Below are 17294 nucleotides of genomic sequence, written 5' to 3' on the forward strand. Positions count from 1 at the left end.
AACCGAATTCGGGCGGAACGCCCGTGTGGAGGAAAGCACACCTTCGGCGTCGTCGGTCGCGATCCGACGGAGTTTTGCAGAGGCAACTCGCTCCGCATCGCCGACCACGCGCGCTCTCACCCCGCCGCGATTGGATGCGATCTCACCATTGCGACTTGTCTCGAACGGGTGTACGATTAAGACGTGGATCACACGACGGCGTTGGTCAACCTGCCGGAGGCACTGCTGCCTCCGCGGTTGGTCACTGCCGTCGTCCCCTCGGCGAAGCTCGGAGAGATGCTGGACGAGCAGCGTCGGGTCGAGAACCGCGCCTTCTGCCGAACGATGACGGCGACGTACGCGCTGTTCCGCGACCGGTACGGCGAGCGCGAGTCGGCGTTCCTGTCATCGGACATCGAGCAGGGGGCGGACTTCTACGCACGCCGGCAGGAGCTGTCGCTGGCGTACTCGGCGCTCAAGGCGGAGGTGATGGTCGCCCTGCTTCTCGGCCCCACCGCGGCGGAGACGGCGATCGACCAGGCGATCGGTTTCGTCGAACGGCTGCCGCGGGTGTTCGCGCTCGTCGACGCGAACGTGATCTCCGCGCGCGGCGGGCAGGAGGCGCTGAGCCGGTGCCGCGCACTGTCGACGGCGCAGGCGCTCGAGTTCGACGAACGCCTCGCCGCGGTGCTCACGGCCTGCGCGGAGCAGCTGACCGCGATCCCGGCGTTGCGGGAAGCCGCGGACCGGATCGTGCACGACATCGACCCCGCGGCGGCGGAGCGGCGGCGCAAGCAGGCCGAGGAGGATCGCACGTTCACCGTGCGGCCCGCGGACGACGGTATGGCGATGGCGTACGCACTGCTCACCGCACACGAGATCCGGGAGCTCGAGTCCCGGGTCGACGAGGTCGCGGAGACCGCGTGCGACTGCGATCCGCGCACGGCGTCGCAGCGGCGGGCCGATGCGTTCGTCATGCTGTTCCGCGGCTTCACGACGCTGGGGTGCCGATGCGCCGTCCCCGTGTGCCGCTTCGCCCCGATCCGGCACGCCGGTGAGGGCCAAGAGGATTCCGACGGTGCGCGCGTCATCGTCCGGTACCGCACCCTCGTCCACGTGGTGGTCAACGGGAAGACCCTCGCCGATCCTACCGATACCGACGCCGCGTACCTGATCTGCCACGGCCCGATCACGGCCGAGCACGCCCGCGAGGTCAGCCGCCGCGACGACGCCGTGATCCGCCCCTTCGGCCAGGAGCTCGACGACTCCCCCACCGCCGAGTCGGCGGCGGACGCCGATCCAGCAGCGACCACCACCGCCGAATCGACTGCGCCGAAACCGGGCTCGATGTACCGGTGGTCCGGCATCGATCTGGTGCACCGTCGTCCGGTGGGGATCCTGCTCGCGGCGCGCTGCCGCCGCGCAGGCTCCCCGGCGAACGGGGCGGGCGCAGCGGACACGGCCGGTGCGGCAGACACTTGTAACGCAGCAGCCTCGGACAGTGCAGCAGGCACCCGTGACGCAGCGGCCACGGCCGCTGCCCGGCGGCCGCACACTCGCCCCACACCGACTCACTCCCCGCGAGCACTGAGCCCTCGGGCGCTGGTGATCGCGCAGGGCAGCACGGGGTACCGGTTCTCGGCGGATCTGAAGAGGTACTTCCACATCCTGTTCCCCCGCTGCGTGTTCCCGATGTGCACGCGGCCGGCGTCGCGCTGCCAGATCGACCACAGGCGCGAATACGACCACGCCGACCCCGAGCGCGGCGGAGCCAGCACCGCCGACAACGGACAGCCCTTGTGCCTGCCCCACCATCAGCTGAAAACGGCGGGGATCTGGGTCGACGCCCACCTGCCCGACGGCCGCATCCTGTGGACGGGACCGAACGGTCGGCGGGTCGTCGTCGACCCGTCGGGCACGATCCTGGGCCTGTTCCCCGACCTGACCCGCATCACGTGGACGAGTCCGCCGGCGGCACCGTCGAAGCCCCGGAGCCCCGGCGGTCCCACCCGGCTGCAGCAGGAACACGATCGGCGCGAACGGATCCGAGAGCGGAACATCGGGGAGCTCCTGCGCGCACAGGAACCGGTGAGCGCGATCGAGCAGCGCCTCGGCGCCGTCCTCGCCGGCTCGGCCCCCGCGTCCCTCCCGCCGCCGGACGACGAACCACCGCCCTTCTGACCGTGCCGCCGCTCGCTCCGCTCCTACCGCGGGGCGAGCAGCCGGATGACGGCGTCCGCGCGCGTCTCCGGGATCACGGCGTAGGACAGCAGAAGGCCGGAGCGCTCGTGGGGGCCGGCTGCTCCGGGCCCGGAGTCTCGGTGGCCGGAGTCTCGGAGGCCGGTGTCTCGGAGGCGCGTACCGCGGAGGTCCGGTCCCTGCAGGGCGTGGGCGGAGACGGTGCTCGCCCGGTAGCCGTGGTCCTCGAGGTTGTCGAGCACGGCGGCGAGTGCCGCGGGCGACCGGAAGTCGACGGTGAGGTGCAGGCCCGCCTCGACGCCGATCACGTGCGCGTCCGGAACGTGCAGCGCGAGCGCGCGCCGCACCGCGGCCCGGCGCGCACCGTAGGTCCGGCTCGCCCGCGCGATGTGGTTGTCCCACCCGCCGGAGGAGATGAAATGCGCGAGCATCGTCGCCGCGGTGCCGTCCACGCCCGCACCGGATCCGTTCCCGGCGTTGGGCAGGTCGTGACACCGCTTCGGGAGAACGGCCCAGGCGATCCGCAGCAGCGGGCTGAGCGCCTTCGAGGCGGTCCCGATGTAGACCACCGACTCCGGGTCGAGGCGGTGCAGCGCCGGCAGTGGGGCCACGTCGTAGGAGAACTCGCCGTCGTAATCGTCCTCCAGCACGAGGCCGCCGGTCGCACGAGCCCATCGCAGCAGAGCGAGCCTGCGCGACATCGACATCCGCACGCCCGTCGGGTACTGGTGCGCCGGCGTGACGTAGACCAGGCACCGTCGATCGGGGAGCCGGTCGACGACGAGCCCCTCGTCGTCGACGGGAACGGACACGACCCGATCGCCGGTGGCGCGGAAGGCGTCGAACGCCCGCCGGTACCCGGGGTCCTCCATCGCGATCGGCGCACCGAACCAGTCGGCGATCGTGCGGAGCGCCGGGTTCACCCCGGGGAACAGGCGGATGTCCGACGGTGCGCACACCACCGCACGGCTCCGGCGCAGCTGCGCCGCCAGCACCACGCGGAGCTCGGCGATCCGCGCGTCGAGGTCGGCGGGAGCGGTCAGCCGGGTGGCGTGTCGCCACGAGCGGCGCCACCGCCGCTCGTCGATGAGCGCGACGTCCGGCAGACCGGGCTCGAGGCTGATCACCGGCCGCGCCGGCGGCGGAGGCGGGGGCACCGTCGGGCCCGGGGACAGCAGGGCGTGCGCAAGGCCGTCCGACCCGTCCGCGATCGTGGTTCCGCTCCCCGGCACCGTGCGCGCCACACCCAACGCAGCGAGGGTGTCGTAGGCGACGGTGACCGTGCCCCGCGGAACCTCCAGGCGCACGGCCAGCGCGCGCGAGGAGGGCAGACGATCGCCCGGGTGTACCGTCCCGCGGTCGAGCCCGTCGAGTACGAGGTCGACGATCGCCTGGGGAGCGCCTCGGCCGTCGTCACGCGGCGGCAGCGGCGACGGCCACAGGTCGGGGATCTGTGCGGGAGGCCGAGGCATCGCCCCAGAATACTGGCGACCGGTTTCGGCGGAAACCGGTAGCGACAGCATGCCGGTATCGATGCCAGGATCGTCCCATGGAGACACTCACCCGGTACCCGGACCGCGGCGGCGACCGCGCCCTGCTCGACGACGTGCTCGACGACGGGCTGGTCGCCGTCCTGTCGACGGTGGTCGACGGACTGCCCTGGTCGGTCCCCATCGCCTACGTCCGCGTGGACGACCGCATCGTCCTGCACGGCTCGACGGGCGCGGGCGCGCTGCGCCGGGTCGCGGCGGGTGCTCCGGCCGCGCTGACCGTGACCCACGTGGACGGGCTCGTCGTGGCCGACACCGCGTTCGACCGCTCGATGAACTACCGGTCCGCGGTGGCCCGCGGGAATCTCGCGACCGAATCCGCGGACGCCGCGGAGCTTCTCGACCGGTTCGTCGACGGGCTGCTCCCCGGGCGGAGTGCTGAGCTGCGGGCCAATACCCGCAAGGAACTCGCCGCGACGCTGGTCCTCACGCTGCCGATCACGGCGGACAACTGGATCGCCAAACACAGGACCGGCGGCGCGTCCGCGAGCGAGGGCGGCTGGTCCGGGGTGCTGCCGGTCCGCACCGGCTACACCGCGATCGAGCCCTCGCCCGGAGCCGACGGGGAGGTTCCGGCGTCGGTGCTGACGGCGTTCGCGAGCAGCCCGCTCGCGGCCGCGTTCTCCTGATCCTCGCCGAATCCCCAGCGCGCGAGCAGGTCCTGCATGATCGGAACCGCGGTACTCGCGCCGGGGGACGCGCCGAGAAGGCCGGCGATGGTCCCGTCGGCGGCGGTCACCAGCTCGGTACCCTGCTGGAGCACGCCGACGCGACGGCGGTCGGGGGTGACGAGCTGAGCGCGCTGTCCGGCGGCGATGAGCTCCCACTGCGCCGGGTCGGCGTCCGGGTAGTACCGCTGGAGCTGGGCGAACCTCTTCCGCTTCCCGGCGGCCAGCTCGGTGATCAGATACCGCACCAGCGAGAGGTTCTGGGCCATCGCCGCCGCGATCACGTGCAGGTTGCCGGGCCGCAGCGTGGTGAAGAAGTCGGCGAGGCTCCCCCGCTTGAGCAGCTTGGTGCTGAACGTGGCGTACGGGCCGAACATGAGGTGGTCGGCACCGTCGACGTACCGGCGGTCCAGGTGCGGAACGGACATGGGCGGCGCGCCGATCGCGGCCTGCCCGTACACCTTGCCGTTGAGGCGGCGCGCGACGTCGGGTTCCGAGCAGCGCAGGAACGCGGCCCCGACCGGCAGCACCGCGTAGCCGCGCACCTCCGGGACCCGCGCGCTCTGCAGGAGCCGCAGCGCCTTGCCGCCGGCACCCACGAAGACCCGGCGGGCGCGGATCTCGAACCGGCCGTCGGGGACGCGGCCGCGCACCGTCCAGCCCGCGAGGGTGCGGCGCAGCCGCGTCACCTCGTGCCCGAACCGGACCTCGCCGCCCGCATCGGTGATGATCGCCGTGAGTCCGCGAGTCAGGGCGCCGAAGTCGACGTCGGTGCCGCCGGGGTGCCGCGTGGCGGCCATCCGGCCCCACTGGGACTCCGGACCGCGGCCCTCCATCACCTGCGGTGCCCACTGCCGGATCGTCTCCGGGTTCTCCGTGTACTCCATCGCGGCGAACGCCGGGTGGGTGCGCAGGGTCTCGTGGCGCTGCCGCAGGTAGGTCATATCGCGTTCGCCGAACACGATATCCAGGTGCGGGGTCGCGTGCAGGAAGTCCCCGTCCAACCGACCCGCCGCGACGAGCCCGTCCCACCAGGCACGGGTCCGGCCGAACTGCTCGGCCATGGAGATCGGCTTCGCGCCGTCGGTGGGATCGGGCATGTAGTTGAGCTCGCAGAAGCCGGTGTGCCCGGTGCCCGCGTTGTTCCACGGGCCGCTGCTCTCGGTGGCGAGGGCGTCGGCGCGCTCGAGCAGCACGATCCGCAGGTCGGGCCTGCGCTCGACGAGCATCGCGCCGAGCGTCGCGGACATGATGCCGCCGCCGATCAGCACGACATCGGCGTCGAATCCCCGGGTGGAGTGGGTGGCCATCGGATCCTCCTTGAACGGTGAGCGGTACCGAGTGATCGGGTACCGCTCCAGCATCGATCGATCGTCACTCATCCGTCCAATGAAGTATTGCGTCGGTATGATCCGATCATGGATCGATGGCTGAGCCTGTTCGCCCCGCAGCTCCAGGCGCTCGCCGAGCTCGCGGCACACGACGGACACATGACCCGCGCCGCGACCGCACTCGGGATCCCGCAGTCCTCGATGAGCCGGCGGATCCACGCGCTGGAGACCGACCTGGGCACACCTCTGTTGATCCACGCCGGGCGCACGGTACGACTCACCTCGGCCGGTCAGGAGCTCGCGCGACGGGTCCGGGATCCGCTGCGCGAACTGGAGATCGCGATCGACGCGGTGGTCGGCGAGACCGACGGCGAGCACGGCACCGTCCGGTTCGGATTCCCGCTGACCATGGGCGCGGGCCTCGTCCCCGACCTGCTCGCCGCGTTCCGACGGGCGCATCCGGGGATCACCGTGACCCTCAAGCAGGCTCACGGCTCCGAGCTCGTGCACGATCTCGAGACGGGGTCACTCGATCTGGCCGTGACGATCCCGCCGCCGGACCGGCTGCCGCACACGATCATCGGGTCACAGGAGATCCTGGTGGCACTGCCCCGCGGCCACCGCATGGCGCACGCACAGCGAATGCCCCTCGCGCGGCTGCACGCCGAGACCTTCATCGCCAACCCCGCGAGCTACCACCTGCGGTCCGCCACCGAGCAGTGGTGCGCCGCCGCCGGTTTCACGCCCGACATCGCCGTCGAGGTCACCGAGTTCGCGACGATCCGCGAGCTCGTGGCGCGCGGCCTGGGCGTTGCGCTCCTCCCGCACGACGACCGCGCACCGTCGGACGTGGTGGAGGTGCCGCTGGCGGGCGAGCACCGCCGGGCGATCGCCCTGGCTCGCGCCACCGCGACGGTGGCACCGGCCGTCCGGCGCCTCCACGACTTCATCCCGACGTTCTGAGGCCGATCAGGCGGGACAGGTCAAGCGCACCTCGAACGACTTCTTCACCTGGGTGATACCGCCCTGATCCACGGAGCCGGCGAGCCCGCTCGCGGTACCGGAGATCACGTAGGACCCGCCGTCGACTGCGGTCGTGAACGGCTTGTCCCCGAGCAGGACTCCGACGCGCACACTGAACATCACCGTCTCGGTAGTGGGTGCACCGCCCGTGCGGAGGGAGACCATCGGTGCGTACTCGGGCGCGTTCAGCGGGTCGGCCGGACTGGCGACCACGCTCCCCGCAGCGACCCTGCAGTCCATCGCGATCCGCTCTGCACCCGGCGGAACGGCGCCGTCGAGCTTCACCCTCGCAACCCCCTCCCGCGCACCGCCGCTCGCAGGACGACCGGGCGTCGGAATGCCCGACGAGGCCTGCGCGGGACCGGCACCCTCGGGCACCGCCGTGCCCGCTGTCGTCGATGAGCAGGCCGCCAACAGCCCTGCCCCGCACACCAGCGCGGGAAGCTTCGATCGCGTCATAGCGCAATTCCACCACACCGCGGAATCGGACCATCAGCCGAGCAGCAGCTTCTTCTGCACCTTGCCCATCGGGTTGCGCGGGAGGTCGTCGACGAAGCGGATCTCGCGGGGCCGCTTGTGCTTGCTCAGCGTCTCGCCCACGAACGCGATGAGCAGCTCCGCCGCGGCGCCGGGGTCGGCGGGCGGCTCTCCGTCGGTGACGACGAACGCGACGAGGCGCTGCCCCAGGTCCTCGTCCGGAAGACCGACGACGGCCGCCTCCCGGACGTCGGCGTGCCCCAGCAGCGCGGCCTCGATCTCGCCCGCGCCGACCCGGAAACCGCCGGTCTTGATGAGGTCCGTGGACGCGCGGCCCACGATGCGGTGGAAGCCGCCCGCGTCGATGACCGCGACATCGCCCGTGTCGAACCAGCCGTCGCCGACCCAGGATTCGGCCGTGGCCTCGGGGCGACCGAGGTACTGGGTGCCGACCATCGGGCCGCGGATCTGCAGCGCGCCGATGGACTCGCCGTCGTGCGGTGCCTCGTCGCCCGATTCGGCGATGATCCGCGACTCGACGCCCGTGATCGGCAGGCCGACCCAGCCGGGACGGCGCTCGCCGTCGGCACGCGCGCTCACGGTGATGAGAGTCTCCGTCATCCCGTACCGCTCGACGATCTCGTGGCCCGCCAGCTCTCGGATCCGCTCGAACACAGGAGCGGGCAGCGGCGCGCTACCGGAGATCAGCAGGCGCGCATCACGCAGTGCCGCAGCGGATTCCGGATCGCGGGCGATTCGCGACCACACGGTGGGCACGCCGAAGTACATCGTGCCGCCCGCCGACGCGTAAGCCTCCGGCGTGGGTCTGCCCGTGTGCACGAGCGGGCTGCCGATCCGCAGCGGGCCGAGGACGCCGAGGATGAGCCCGTGCACGTGGAACAGCGGAAGGCCGTGCACGAGCGTGTCGTTCGCCGTCCAGTTCCAGGCATCGGCGAGACCGTCGATGCACGCGGCGATCGCCTCGCGGCGGATCGGGACGCCCTTCGGGGCGCCGGTCGTGCCCGACGTGTACATGATCAGCGCGGTCGCGCGGGCCGGCGGCTCCGGCAGTGCGTGCCAGCCGCGGGCGTGCTCGCGAACGGGGACCGCGGGCAGCCCGTGCGGGTCGGCGGGCGTCGCGCCCAGCCACGCCTGGGCGCCGGAATCGAGCAGCACGTGGTCGATCTCAGCCGTGCCCGAGTCCGGGGGGACGGGGACCACGGGGACGCCGGCGCGCAGCCCGCCGACGATGGCGATGACGGTGGCGAGGGTCGGCTCGGCCCACACCGCGACGGGGCCGCGCACGCCGAGGCCGTTCAGCCGCTCGGCGACGGCGGTGGTGGCACCGATCAGCTCGGTCCGCGTCAGCGTCCTGCCCCCGACGGTGACGGCCGGCTCACCGTCGGAGCCGGGCGGGACGGGGGTCACGGTGTGCGGTAGCAGCATGGTCCCAGCCTATGCTCACACTGCTCGAACATGAGACAGCCATACAATAACTCGCTCAATCATTTTCGGTGCCACCATTTCCGACGCCCTTGAGCCTTGTCCGACTCGGCTCCGTTCGGCTTATATAGATCCGTTATATACAAGTCGGTTATACCAACATCGTTTAAGTAATCCTCGTCGATTTTGAGACGCGAAGGCTTAACCAGCGGAGGAGATTCCGGCGGGCGCGCTCGCTGTGCGGACTCCATTTCTGCGTCACCTCGCCATGCCCGCATTGCCGCGCGAGCCAGACCATCAGTGGACTGAAAGCGCTCCGAGCTGTCGATCGCCATTCCACGAGCGATCACCGAGTCGAGCCAGGCAAACTTCGGGTCCAGCTCGCCCGGACGAGGACGAGGCCTACGGGTATGAGCTACATACAGCTGCGGCATCGAGGTCGCACCAGGGAACGGCGGTCGGCCGGTCACGGCCTGCAGTAGCACGCCGGTCAATCCGTACACGTCCGTGGCCGGGCTCACCTGCCCGAAATCATCATCGAACTGCTCCGGCGCCATGTACTGCCACGTCCCCGCTCCGCGGGTGACGGTGCCCGAGCCGTCCACGGCCCGTGCCAGACCGAAATCCAGTACCCGGACCGCGCCGTCACCGGCGACGAAGAGGTTCGCCGGCTTCACGTCGCGGTGGACCAGGCCTGCGGCGTGCGCGTGCGCCAGGCCAGCGGCCGCCTCGCTCACGATGCGCAGCGCGTTCTCCGGCGTTAGCGGACCACGTCCGATCAGCGCGCTCAGGTCCTGCCCCGCCAGCAGCTCCATCACCAGGTAGAACCGACCCGATCCGTCCACGCCGAAATCGAGTACTTCCGCGACATTGGGATGACCGCCGAGGTCGGCCATCGCTCGGGCCTCCCTGGTGAAACGCGCCACCGCGTCGGGATCGCCGACGATGTGGTCGGCGATCACCTTCACCGCATATTCCCGGTTGGTCAACCACTGGTGGCGCGCCAACCACACCACTCCCATTCCGCCGCGGCCGAGCGTCGACAGCAACTCGTACCGGCCGTCGAGAACCTCACCTGCTTCCATCTGAACCTCCCGAAAAGGGCTCGCAATCCGCGGTCGTACCCGCTGATTCCACAAACGCTTCGAAGTGCGCCAGAAGGGCACCTTCAGATCTACTTCTCATCGCGCAGACGTGAACGATTACCGTCCGACGTACCCCCACTCCGCCCGCCTCGAAGCAGAACCGGGCGCACAGCCCGCACGGACTTCTTCTCGGCACCATCGGCACCGCCGTCCATCCCACTCGCGTCCGCACCGCGGATGCCCAACGCCTTCAGATCCTTGGCCGCGTTCTGCCGTCGTCGTGCCGCCAGATCGGCGAGGTTCTTCTGCGCCCAGGCGTTACCCGCTACCGCCGATCTGCGGTACCACTCCTCCGCCTCCGCGATCTCGTCCCTGGCCACCAGCAACGAGCCCAGACTGTCCATCGCCCAGTCGTTGCCCGCAGCTGCGGCTTTCCTGTACCAGTTCTCGGCCTCCTCCATCTTTCCCGATGCCGCAAGCAGGTCTCCGAGGTTGTTCATGCCGTCGTCATCATCGGCGGCCGCGGCGATCCGGTACCAGACTTCCGCCTCGTTCGTCTCGCCTCGCTCCTCCAGGCGACCACCCAGAAGCGTCGCCGCCCGGCCGTTTCCAGCAGTCGCCCCTTTCCGATACCAGTTCTCCGCCTCGACAGTCTTATCCTGCTCGGCGAGGAGATCTCCCAGGATGACCATCGCCTCGTCATCCCCGGCCTCGGCCGCCTTACGGAACCAGGTCTCAGCCTCCTCCGATGCCGCCTTCTCCGCCAGCAGTAGGCCAAGATTGACCATCGCCTCAGATAATCCGGATTCTGCCGCCTTCCGGAACCACATCTCCGCCTCATCCGGGTCGCCGCGGTCCTCCAGCAGCACCCCGAGATCGTTCATCGCCATGTCGATTCCGGCCTCAACCGCTGCGCGATAACAATTCTCGGCCTCACTGACTTCGCCCTGTTCGTCCAACATCGCGCCGAGGAAGAAGTGTCCCCATTCATCTCCTCCGGCAGCGAACTGCCGCAAGCGTTCTCCGGCGGCCTCCTCGGAGTCGACACCGCGGAGGATCACGTCGAGAAGACTCTCCATCGCCGCGACGCTTCCCTCCCGGGCGGCGTTCCGGTACCACTGCTCCGCAGCATGCGTCCGACCGAGGTCGTCGAGAAGGTCGCCGAGCCAACGCATCGCCGAACGATTCCCAGCGACAGCCGCCTTCCGTAACCATTCCTCGGCGTCGACCGCGTCGTTGCGACTCGCCAGTAGCCGCCCCAGATGGGTCATCGCCCAGCTGTTCCCGGCCGCCGCGGCCTTCCGGAACCACTGCTCCGCCTCGTCGACGTCGCCGCGCGCGGCCAGAAGCACACCCAGGTTGTGCATCGCCCACTGGTTCGCGCCGGCCGCAGCCTTCCGGTACCAAGTCTCGGCCTCCTCTCGATCTCCGCGCGCGTCGAGCAGGTCCCCGAGACTGACCATCGCGTCGATATCCCCCGCGGACACCGCCTCCCGGTACCACTTCTCCGCCTCCCGGACATCTCCACGCTCGTCCAACAGATCGCCGAGATTGTCCATCGCGGAAACACTCCCCGCGGCGATCGCCTGCCGGAACCATCTCTCCGCCTGCTCGTGATCCCCTTCTTCCTGCAGCACGAGGCCGAGGACGCTCATCGCAGTGGGGCTGCCAGCGGCCGCGTCCTTCCGGAGCTTGCGAAGCTCGGCATCAGTGACGTTCCCCGGGCGTCGACCCGCCTCCTGTATCGACGGCGAATCACGCCAGGCCGTCTGAGCTGCCTCGGCGAGAGCAGCGACGGACGGATAACGATCCGAGCTGTCGATCGACATCCCCCTCGCGATGACCGAATCGATCCACGTCAGTCGGGGGTCGCTCGCGCTCGCGCGCGGCCGCGGCACCGTCGTGTGCGCTACGAAGCACTGACCCCAGTCGTTGCCGGCGGAGGGGAACGGCCGGTGCCCGACCAGCGCCTCGAACAGCACACAGGTGAGTCCGTACACGTCCGTCGCAACGCCGATGGTGCCGAAGTCCGGGCTGAACTGTTCCGGTGCCATGTAGGCGGGCGTGGCGGGCCTACCGGTGAAGGTCGCGGCATCGACCGCGCGCGCGAAGCCGAAGTCCAGGACCCTCGTCGATCCGCCTTCGGTCACGAAGATGTTGGCCGGTTTGACATCGCGATGAACCACTCCGGAGTCGTGGGCACACCCCAGGCCCGCCGCGGATTCGGACACGACTCGGAGAGCATCCGCCGGCGACATCGGCCCTCGCACGAGCCTGGCATCAAGGCCCTCCCCAATGAGCAGCTCCATCAGCAGGTAGAAGCGTCCCGCCCGATCCTCACCGAAGTCTTTGACTGCCACCAGGTTCGGATGGCCATTCAGCCTGTGAATGGAGTTCGCTTCGAGGGCGAACCTCGCCACGGCATCCGGCGTGTCCGCGAGATGCTCGTGAATCACCTTCAATGCGGATTCCTGCGGCCGTCCGTCCGCCGCCTGCAGGAACTTGTGGCGTACTCGCCAGACGACTCCGTAGCCCCCGCTCCCCAACCGGGCAACCAGCTCGTACCGCCCGTCGATGACATCCCCGATGTTCATCGCTCGCCCCTTCCGTCGATCGGACCCGCGGCGTGGTGGCCGCGACGATACGCACGACGAGCGGCCCGCCCCAGAGCCACCCCTCCTGCAGCTGCAACCACGAAGGCGACCGCCAGCGCCGTCGGCATCACAGCGGGAGAACGCACACCCGCGCGCAGTCGATCGACGGCGGCGATCGCGGGAACGATCCTGTCGACGACCAGCACTGTGACGTTGTCCCCGCCGCCTGCCCGGAGTGCCTCGCCGACCAACTTGCGACATGCCTCCTCGGCCGTCCCCGCTGCCGCGAGCACACTGTCGATCTGCACGGGGTCGAGCATGTTCGTCAAGCCATCGGTGCACACCAGCATTCGATCGCCGGCGGTGAACTGAACACGCGTGACGTCCGGTACCGCGTCGCCGGACATTCCCACGAAGCGTGAGACTCCTTTGAGACCATGCACTCTCTCGGCACGCTCGCGCGATACGTCTCCCGAAGCGATCAGGTCCTCCGCGTACGTGTGGTCCCGGGTGATCTGGCTGACGTGGCCGTCGCGGTACAGATACGCCCGGCTATCTCCCAGGTGCGCCACGACGGCGTCACGGTCGGTCACGATCATCGCCACCGCGGTACTCCCCATTCCCTGCCGGTCGGTGCCCTGTCCGGCAGCCGACACTTCGCCCGAGAGCAGCGCCAGAGCCGACGCCACCCGAGTGCCATCGATCGGCTCGTCCAGTGATTCAAGCCGCCCGGGCAGAACGTCCACGACCTGCTGCGCCGCGACCTCCCCCGCAGGAGCACCCGCGACCCCATCGGCGACCACGAAGACGCCCGTCGTCGAGTTCCCGGTGAATCGATCCTGGTTGGTCTTCCGCACCAGACCCGTGTCGGACATGCCGAACCACACGACGTCGGTCACAGGGCCGCTCGCAATGCCGCGCCGAATTCCGCGGCAGTCGCTATCCGACCGTCCGAGCCCTCGATCAGCGCCTCGTCAATCACCTCGGCCAGCCGCGCCGGCACCTCCGCGGCACGGGCGCGGATCGGAACAGGATCCGTGTTCAAAATCGCCTTCATGATCGCGTGGGGTTCCAACGATTCGAAGTCCCGCACATAATCGCCACCGGTGAGCGCCCAATACAACGTGGCCGCGGTGGCCCACACGTCGACACGTGGCTTGGCGTACTTGAAGTTCTCGAACTGCAGCCTCGACATGAAGACGAAGGTGCCAATGGTCGCGTTGCTGAAACTCAAACCGCTGTAGCCGGCGAAGTCGAACGCCTTGGCCAGCCCGAAGTCCGCCAACTTCGCCCTGCGAGCACCATCGACGTTCGCGAGAAGGATATTCGCGGGCTTCACATCCCGATGGACCAGGCCCTTCGCCACCCCCATCGCGGGCACCGACACCCGACGGTTGTGCGCGTACTCCAGGGCGTCCAGCACGTCTAGAGCGAGTGGAACCGCGACGTCCGGGTTCAACGGTCCACGCCTCGCCACCAGATCATGGAGGCTTCCATCGGAGCAGAATTCACAAACCAGGAAGATCCGGCCGTCCTGCACCCCACTATCGATACCCTTGACGATGTTCGGATGGTCGAGCGACATCAGAGCCGATACCTCCCGCAGAAAGTAAGCCTCTTCGCGCTCGCCCACCTCGACCGTGGGCAACATCATTTTCACAGCACACTCGCGGCCCTCGACGGTGTCCCTCGCGAGCAGGACGACGCCCTGACCTCCCTTCCCCAGCAGTCTCATCGGGGCGTACCGGCGAGGCAGGCCCGCAACAATGCCGTCGTCGATCTCTTCCAACACGTCGCGGATCTGCGCGTCCGCCGACGCGACCGTGCGCCGCCCCCGATCCCCTTCGACCACGACCCGCAGCTCGACCGGCCCGACCCGGACGACGTCACCGTCGCGGAGCTCGCGCACGGGAAGGTCCAGCTTCGCCCCCTCCTCGGGAGTCTGCCCCTTGTCACGCGATCCGATCTTCTCGCCGTTGACGAAGGTTCCATTGAGACTGCCGAAATCACGGATCGAGGCCAGCGGCGGACTGATGTCGAACATGCAGTGCGTCCGCGAGATGTTCCGGGTCTCGGCGGTGTCCGGAATCGCGAGGGCGTGCCCCGATTTGCGGCCCAGAAAACAGGTGTCGCGCTCGACGTACTCGTACCGCCCTCGCGCGGGTCCCTCGTCGATGCTCAGCGTTACCTTCGCGTCCACGTTCGCCTCTCCTTCATGCCACTTGCTTCGTTCACGTCCGATCAGCCGCACCGTGCCGGGGGGAACTCCTTCGGCAACGCACCGAGAATCCCGTTGGCCACCCGGATCGCCGATGCGGACGCCGGATCAGCGTGCACCATCGTCGTGATCACCCACCGGCGGTCGACGACGATGGTGACCCAGGAGTTGATGCTCTGCTCGTTCGGCTTCTCGGCGGTACCGGTCTTGGCGGCCACCGTGCGCCCGTCGGCCTTGAGCCCCCGGGCGGTCCCGTCGGAGACCGCCCGCCGCATTCCCGCCAGGATCGTGTCCGCGACCCCCGACGGAAGCGGCCTCGTGCCGACCGTCGATCCGAACGTTCGTGCTTCGAACGCCCCCACGCCCCGGCAGTAGCCGTCGATGATCCGCGGTGCCGGCATACCGCCTCCGGGCCCTCCGGTCACCGCACGGATGACGATGCCCGTCGCGACCGCCATCGCAAGGACGTTGCCGCGCGAGCCCTCCTGCCCGATGGCCGTGCGTCCGAGCTGCGCGGCATCGAGCGCACCCCGTCCGGTCCCCGGATCGATGCCGGACACCGCGAACTCGCCGATGTCGGAGGGAATCGTTTCTCCCGCACCGAAGTACGTCCGCGCGACCTCGTCCATGCGACTCTGGCCAACCCGCACTCCGGCGAAGGCCGCCGTCGTGTTGCAGCTGAAGGCGAGCATGTCGACGATCCGGGTCGACGGGCACGTGAAGTCGCCCGAGTTCCGCAGAACCTCGCCGTCCGCGATGAACTCGAACGGCGGTGCGCCGGACATGTCGACCCCGTCGATCAGTGCCGCGGCGGCCGTGATGATCTTGAACACCGATCCCAAGGCAGCCTGATCCTGCCGAGCGGCCATCCGGGGTGGCAGAGCGGCGAGCGGCTTACCGCGGAAGTCATCGGGCACGACGTCGGTGGTGGCGTACAGCGCGTGGACCCTCCCCGTCTGCGCATCAATGACTGTGGCGGCTCCCTCGACGCCGTCCAGCGCGCGCGCCGCAGCGCCCTGAACCCGAGAGTCGATCGACGTCACGACATCGGCCCTCGAGCACGGCAAGGGCCGCACGACCACCAGTATCCGGTCCGCGACCGACGGTGCGCCGCCGCACGTGAGCTGGGCTGCGGCCGCGTCCTCGACCGCGTACTGCACACCTCCCCTGTGGACGAGACCCATCTCCGTATACAGCCGGCCTCCCGGGTACGTCCGGCGGCCGTCGGTTCCGGTCCCGGCGATCACGGCTCCGTCGAGAGTACGGATCTGGCCGCGCGGCATGTAGATCTGCGTCGCGTTGGCCACCGGAGGAACAACCAGGGCGAGCACCAACGACGCCGCGACGACGACCACCTGCGTCGCCCGTCGCAGAGCCGTCACGGTCCGCGCGAGCCTCGCGCGTCCGCCCACAAGCGGCTGCACGACCGCGTCCGGTCCGGGCGCCAGACCGAGACACACTCCCACCGCGAAGGCCGACGACGTCAGCGCCGAAAACATCACCACGAGCAACGGCACGCCGAGCCCGGTGAGCGGCACGATGCCGACATTCGCCAGCAGTGCCCACGCCGCTTGGATCAGGACCATGACCCCGACCGCGGCACCGATGACGCCCCAGGGTCCGTCCCGGAAGAGCGGCCGGATCGCCGCGACCCCCAGGACACCCACGAGGAGTACCCCCACCGCGGCCATCACCGCCGATCCGGCATCCGCCGCGAAGACCATAGGAAGCAGATCGGACTCGCCGACCGGAACGCCCCGCGCGAATGGCGAGGTATCGATCCCGGAACCGATCAAGCCACCGTGCTGCATCGCCTCGAAGCCCGCAGCCATCTGCTTGTTGGGGGCGAACAGACTCAGGATCCGGCCCGGAATCCGGGTGGTGAGGTCGTCGATCCTGCTTGCGCCCACGACGATCACCACGGCGCTTACGAGGGTGGCGACGGCGCCGATGGGACGGCGCAACCAGCGGCCGGCCTTGACCAGGATCGCGCGCCCACCGAACGCCGCGTCCGCGACGATCACCAGACCCACCGACGTGATCAGGAACGGTCCCGAATCGACGATCGCGAGGACCGCGAGATATCCGAGCGAACAGATTCCGAGGATCCACGACCGGCGGGAGGCGTAGGGGGATTCGGTCCCCGCCGTTCGGGCCGCGCCGATCGCCGAAAGTACGATTCCGATCGCGACGATGAACACCGTCCGGGTGAACTCCCCCGCCTGAATACTCAACCCGCCTACGGAAAGGGTGGCGATGTCAACTCGTGGAAGCAACAGCGCTGGTCAGTAGTAGTTTCTCGAACACCTCCCGGGGTGTGCGGAAGCCGAGGCAGGCTCGGGGGCGTTCGTTGAGTTCGCGGGCGATGGAGTCCAGGTAGGGCTGATGATCGGTGATCTCGGTGCCCTTGGGCAGGTACTCACGGATCAACCCGTTGGTGTTCTCGTTCGTCGGCCGCTCCCACGGCGACCGCGGGTGGGCGAAGAAGATCGGCAGGTCCGCGGCGACGGTCACCGACGCATGCTCGGCCATCTCGGTGCCTTGATCCCAGGTCAGGCCCTGTTTCATGAACGCGGGCAGACCTGCCAGGTGGTCGATGAGCACGTCGGCGACACCGTCCGCGTGCTTCCCGCCGGGCAGCCCGAGGATCAAGGTGTAGCGGCTGGTCCGCTCCACCAGCGTCGCCGCAGCAGTCTTACCGTTCTTCCCCACGATCAGATCACCCTC

General features: G+C 69.4%; 13 protein-coding genes. 3 read left to right on the forward strand and 10 right to left on the reverse strand.

Features of this window, described 5'->3' with window-relative positions; all coding sequences use genetic code 11:
- Positions 1–183: 183 nt before the first annotated feature.
- A complete protein-coding gene (locus AXK61_RS13490) occupies positions 184–2160 on the forward strand; it encodes an HNH endonuclease signature motif containing protein (protein WP_068745765.1) in 1977 nt (658 codons plus the stop codon).
- A gap of 23 nt (positions 2161–2183) precedes the next feature.
- Here AXK61_RS13490 and AXK61_RS13495 read toward each other — a convergent pair whose 3' ends face one another.
- The gene (locus tag AXK61_RS13495; RefSeq protein WP_068745767.1) at positions 2184–3650 is read right to left on the reverse strand and encodes an aminotransferase-like domain-containing protein; all 1467 of its coding nucleotides are present in this window, start codon (positions 3648–3650) and stop codon (positions 2184–2186) included.
- Between the two features lie 77 nt (positions 3651–3727).
- On the opposite strand from AXK61_RS13495, the gene AXK61_RS13500 reads away from it, so the two are divergent.
- Positions 3728–4357 carry a pyridoxamine 5'-phosphate oxidase family protein gene (locus tag AXK61_RS13500; protein ID WP_068745769.1) on the forward strand — a complete coding sequence of 210 codons (630 nt, stop codon included), beginning with the start codon at positions 3728–3730 and terminating at the stop codon, positions 4355–4357.
- Here AXK61_RS13500 and AXK61_RS13505 read toward each other — a convergent pair.
- Positions 4258–5706, reverse strand: coding sequence for a malate:quinone oxidoreductase (locus AXK61_RS13505; RefSeq protein ID WP_082789345.1), 1449 nt, complete (start codon positions 5704–5706; stop codon positions 4258–4260). The two genes, AXK61_RS13500 and AXK61_RS13505, sit on opposite strands and share 100 nt — an antisense overlap.
- Before the next feature lie 108 nt (positions 5707–5814).
- Here AXK61_RS13505 and AXK61_RS24980 point away from each other — a divergent pair, with 108 nt between their 5' ends.
- Entirely contained in the window at positions 5815–6690 is an 876-nt protein-coding gene (locus AXK61_RS24980; RefSeq protein WP_068745773.1) for a LysR substrate-binding domain-containing protein, read from the forward strand.
- Between the two features lie 6 nt (positions 6691–6696).
- Here the strand turns inward: AXK61_RS24980 and AXK61_RS13515 are convergent, their stop codons facing one another.
- From AXK61_RS13515 to AXK61_RS13550, 8 genes are all read right to left on the reverse strand, one after another.
- Positions 6697–7209: a lipoprotein LpqH gene (locus AXK61_RS13515; protein ID WP_082789341.1), complete on the reverse strand. Its 513-nt coding sequence runs from the start codon at positions 7207–7209 to the stop codon at positions 6697–6699.
- Positions 7210–7242: 33 nt separating this feature from the next.
- The gene (locus AXK61_RS13520) at positions 7243–8673 is read right to left on the reverse strand and encodes an acyl-CoA synthetase (protein WP_068745777.1); all 1431 of its coding nucleotides are present in this window, start codon (positions 8671–8673) and stop codon (positions 7243–7245) included.
- A gap of 59 nt (positions 8674–8732) precedes the next feature.
- Positions 8733–9755: a serine/threonine-protein kinase gene (locus AXK61_RS13525; RefSeq protein WP_068745780.1), complete on the reverse strand. Its 1023-nt coding sequence runs from the start codon at positions 9753–9755 to the stop codon at positions 8733–8735.
- Between the two features lie 89 nt (positions 9756–9844).
- Complete coding sequence (locus AXK61_RS13530; protein ID WP_068745782.1) at positions 9845–12349, reverse strand: serine/threonine-protein kinase; 2505 nt, start codon at positions 12347–12349, stop codon at positions 9845–9847.
- The gene (locus AXK61_RS13535; protein ID WP_231855541.1) at positions 12346–13224 is read right to left on the reverse strand and encodes a protein phosphatase 2C domain-containing protein; all 879 of its coding nucleotides are present in this window, start codon (positions 13222–13224) and stop codon (positions 12346–12348) included. Before AXK61_RS13535 ends, AXK61_RS13530 begins: the two co-directional genes overlap by 4 nt.
- Positions 13225–13244: 20 nt before the next feature.
- On the reverse strand, positions 13245–14549 hold the full coding sequence (locus tag AXK61_RS13540) for a protein kinase domain-containing protein (RefSeq protein ID WP_068745786.1): 1305 nt from the start codon (positions 14547–14549) through the stop codon (positions 13245–13247).
- Between the two features lie 41 nt (positions 14550–14590).
- Complete coding sequence (locus tag AXK61_RS13545) at positions 14591–16801, reverse strand: penicillin-binding transpeptidase domain-containing protein (protein WP_156485664.1); 2211 nt, start codon at positions 16799–16801, stop codon at positions 14591–14593.
- A gap of 25 nt (positions 16802–16826) precedes the next feature.
- Positions 16827–17294: IS30 family transposase (locus AXK61_RS13550; RefSeq protein ID WP_156485665.1), on the reverse strand; the 468-nt coding region annotated here is incomplete at its 5' end.

This window comes from Tsukamurella pseudospumae, assembly GCF_001575205.1.
Lineage (GTDB): Bacteria > Actinomycetota > Actinomycetes > Mycobacteriales > Mycobacteriaceae > Tsukamurella > Tsukamurella pseudospumae.

Bases quoted from the DNA above. Each gene is read 5' to 3' on its own strand.
- AXK61_RS13495 (WP_068745767.1), bottom strand. From the start codon at position 3,650: ATGCCTCGGCCTCCCGCACAGATCCCCGACCTGTGGCCGTCGCCGCTG.
- AXK61_RS13500 (WP_068745769.1), top strand. From the start codon at position 3,728: ATGGAGACACTCACCCGGTACCCGGACCGCGGCGGCGACCGCGCCCTG.
- AXK61_RS13505 (WP_082789345.1), bottom strand. From the start codon at position 5,706: ATGGCCACCCACTCCACCCGGGGATTCGACGCCGATGTCGTGCTGATC.
- AXK61_RS24980 (WP_068745773.1), top strand. From the start codon at position 5,815: ATGGATCGATGGCTGAGCCTGTTCGCCCCGCAGCTCCAGGCGCTCGCC.
- AXK61_RS13515 (WP_082789341.1), bottom strand. From the start codon at position 7,209: ATGACGCGATCGAAGCTTCCCGCGCTGGTGTGCGGGGCAGGGCTGTTG.
- AXK61_RS13520 (WP_068745777.1), bottom strand. From the start codon at position 8,673: ATGCTGCTACCGCACACCGTGACCCCCGTCCCGCCCGGCTCCGACGGT.
- AXK61_RS13525 (WP_068745780.1), bottom strand. From the start codon at position 9,755: ATGGAAGCAGGTGAGGTTCTCGACGGCCGGTACGAGTTGCTGTCGACG.
- AXK61_RS13530 (WP_068745782.1), bottom strand. From the start codon at position 12,349: ATGAACATCGGGGATGTCATCGACGGGCGGTACGAGCTGGTTGCCCGG.
- AXK61_RS13535 (WP_231855541.1), bottom strand. From the start codon at position 13,224: ATGTCCGACACGGGTCTGGTGCGGAAGACCAACCAGGATCGATTCACC.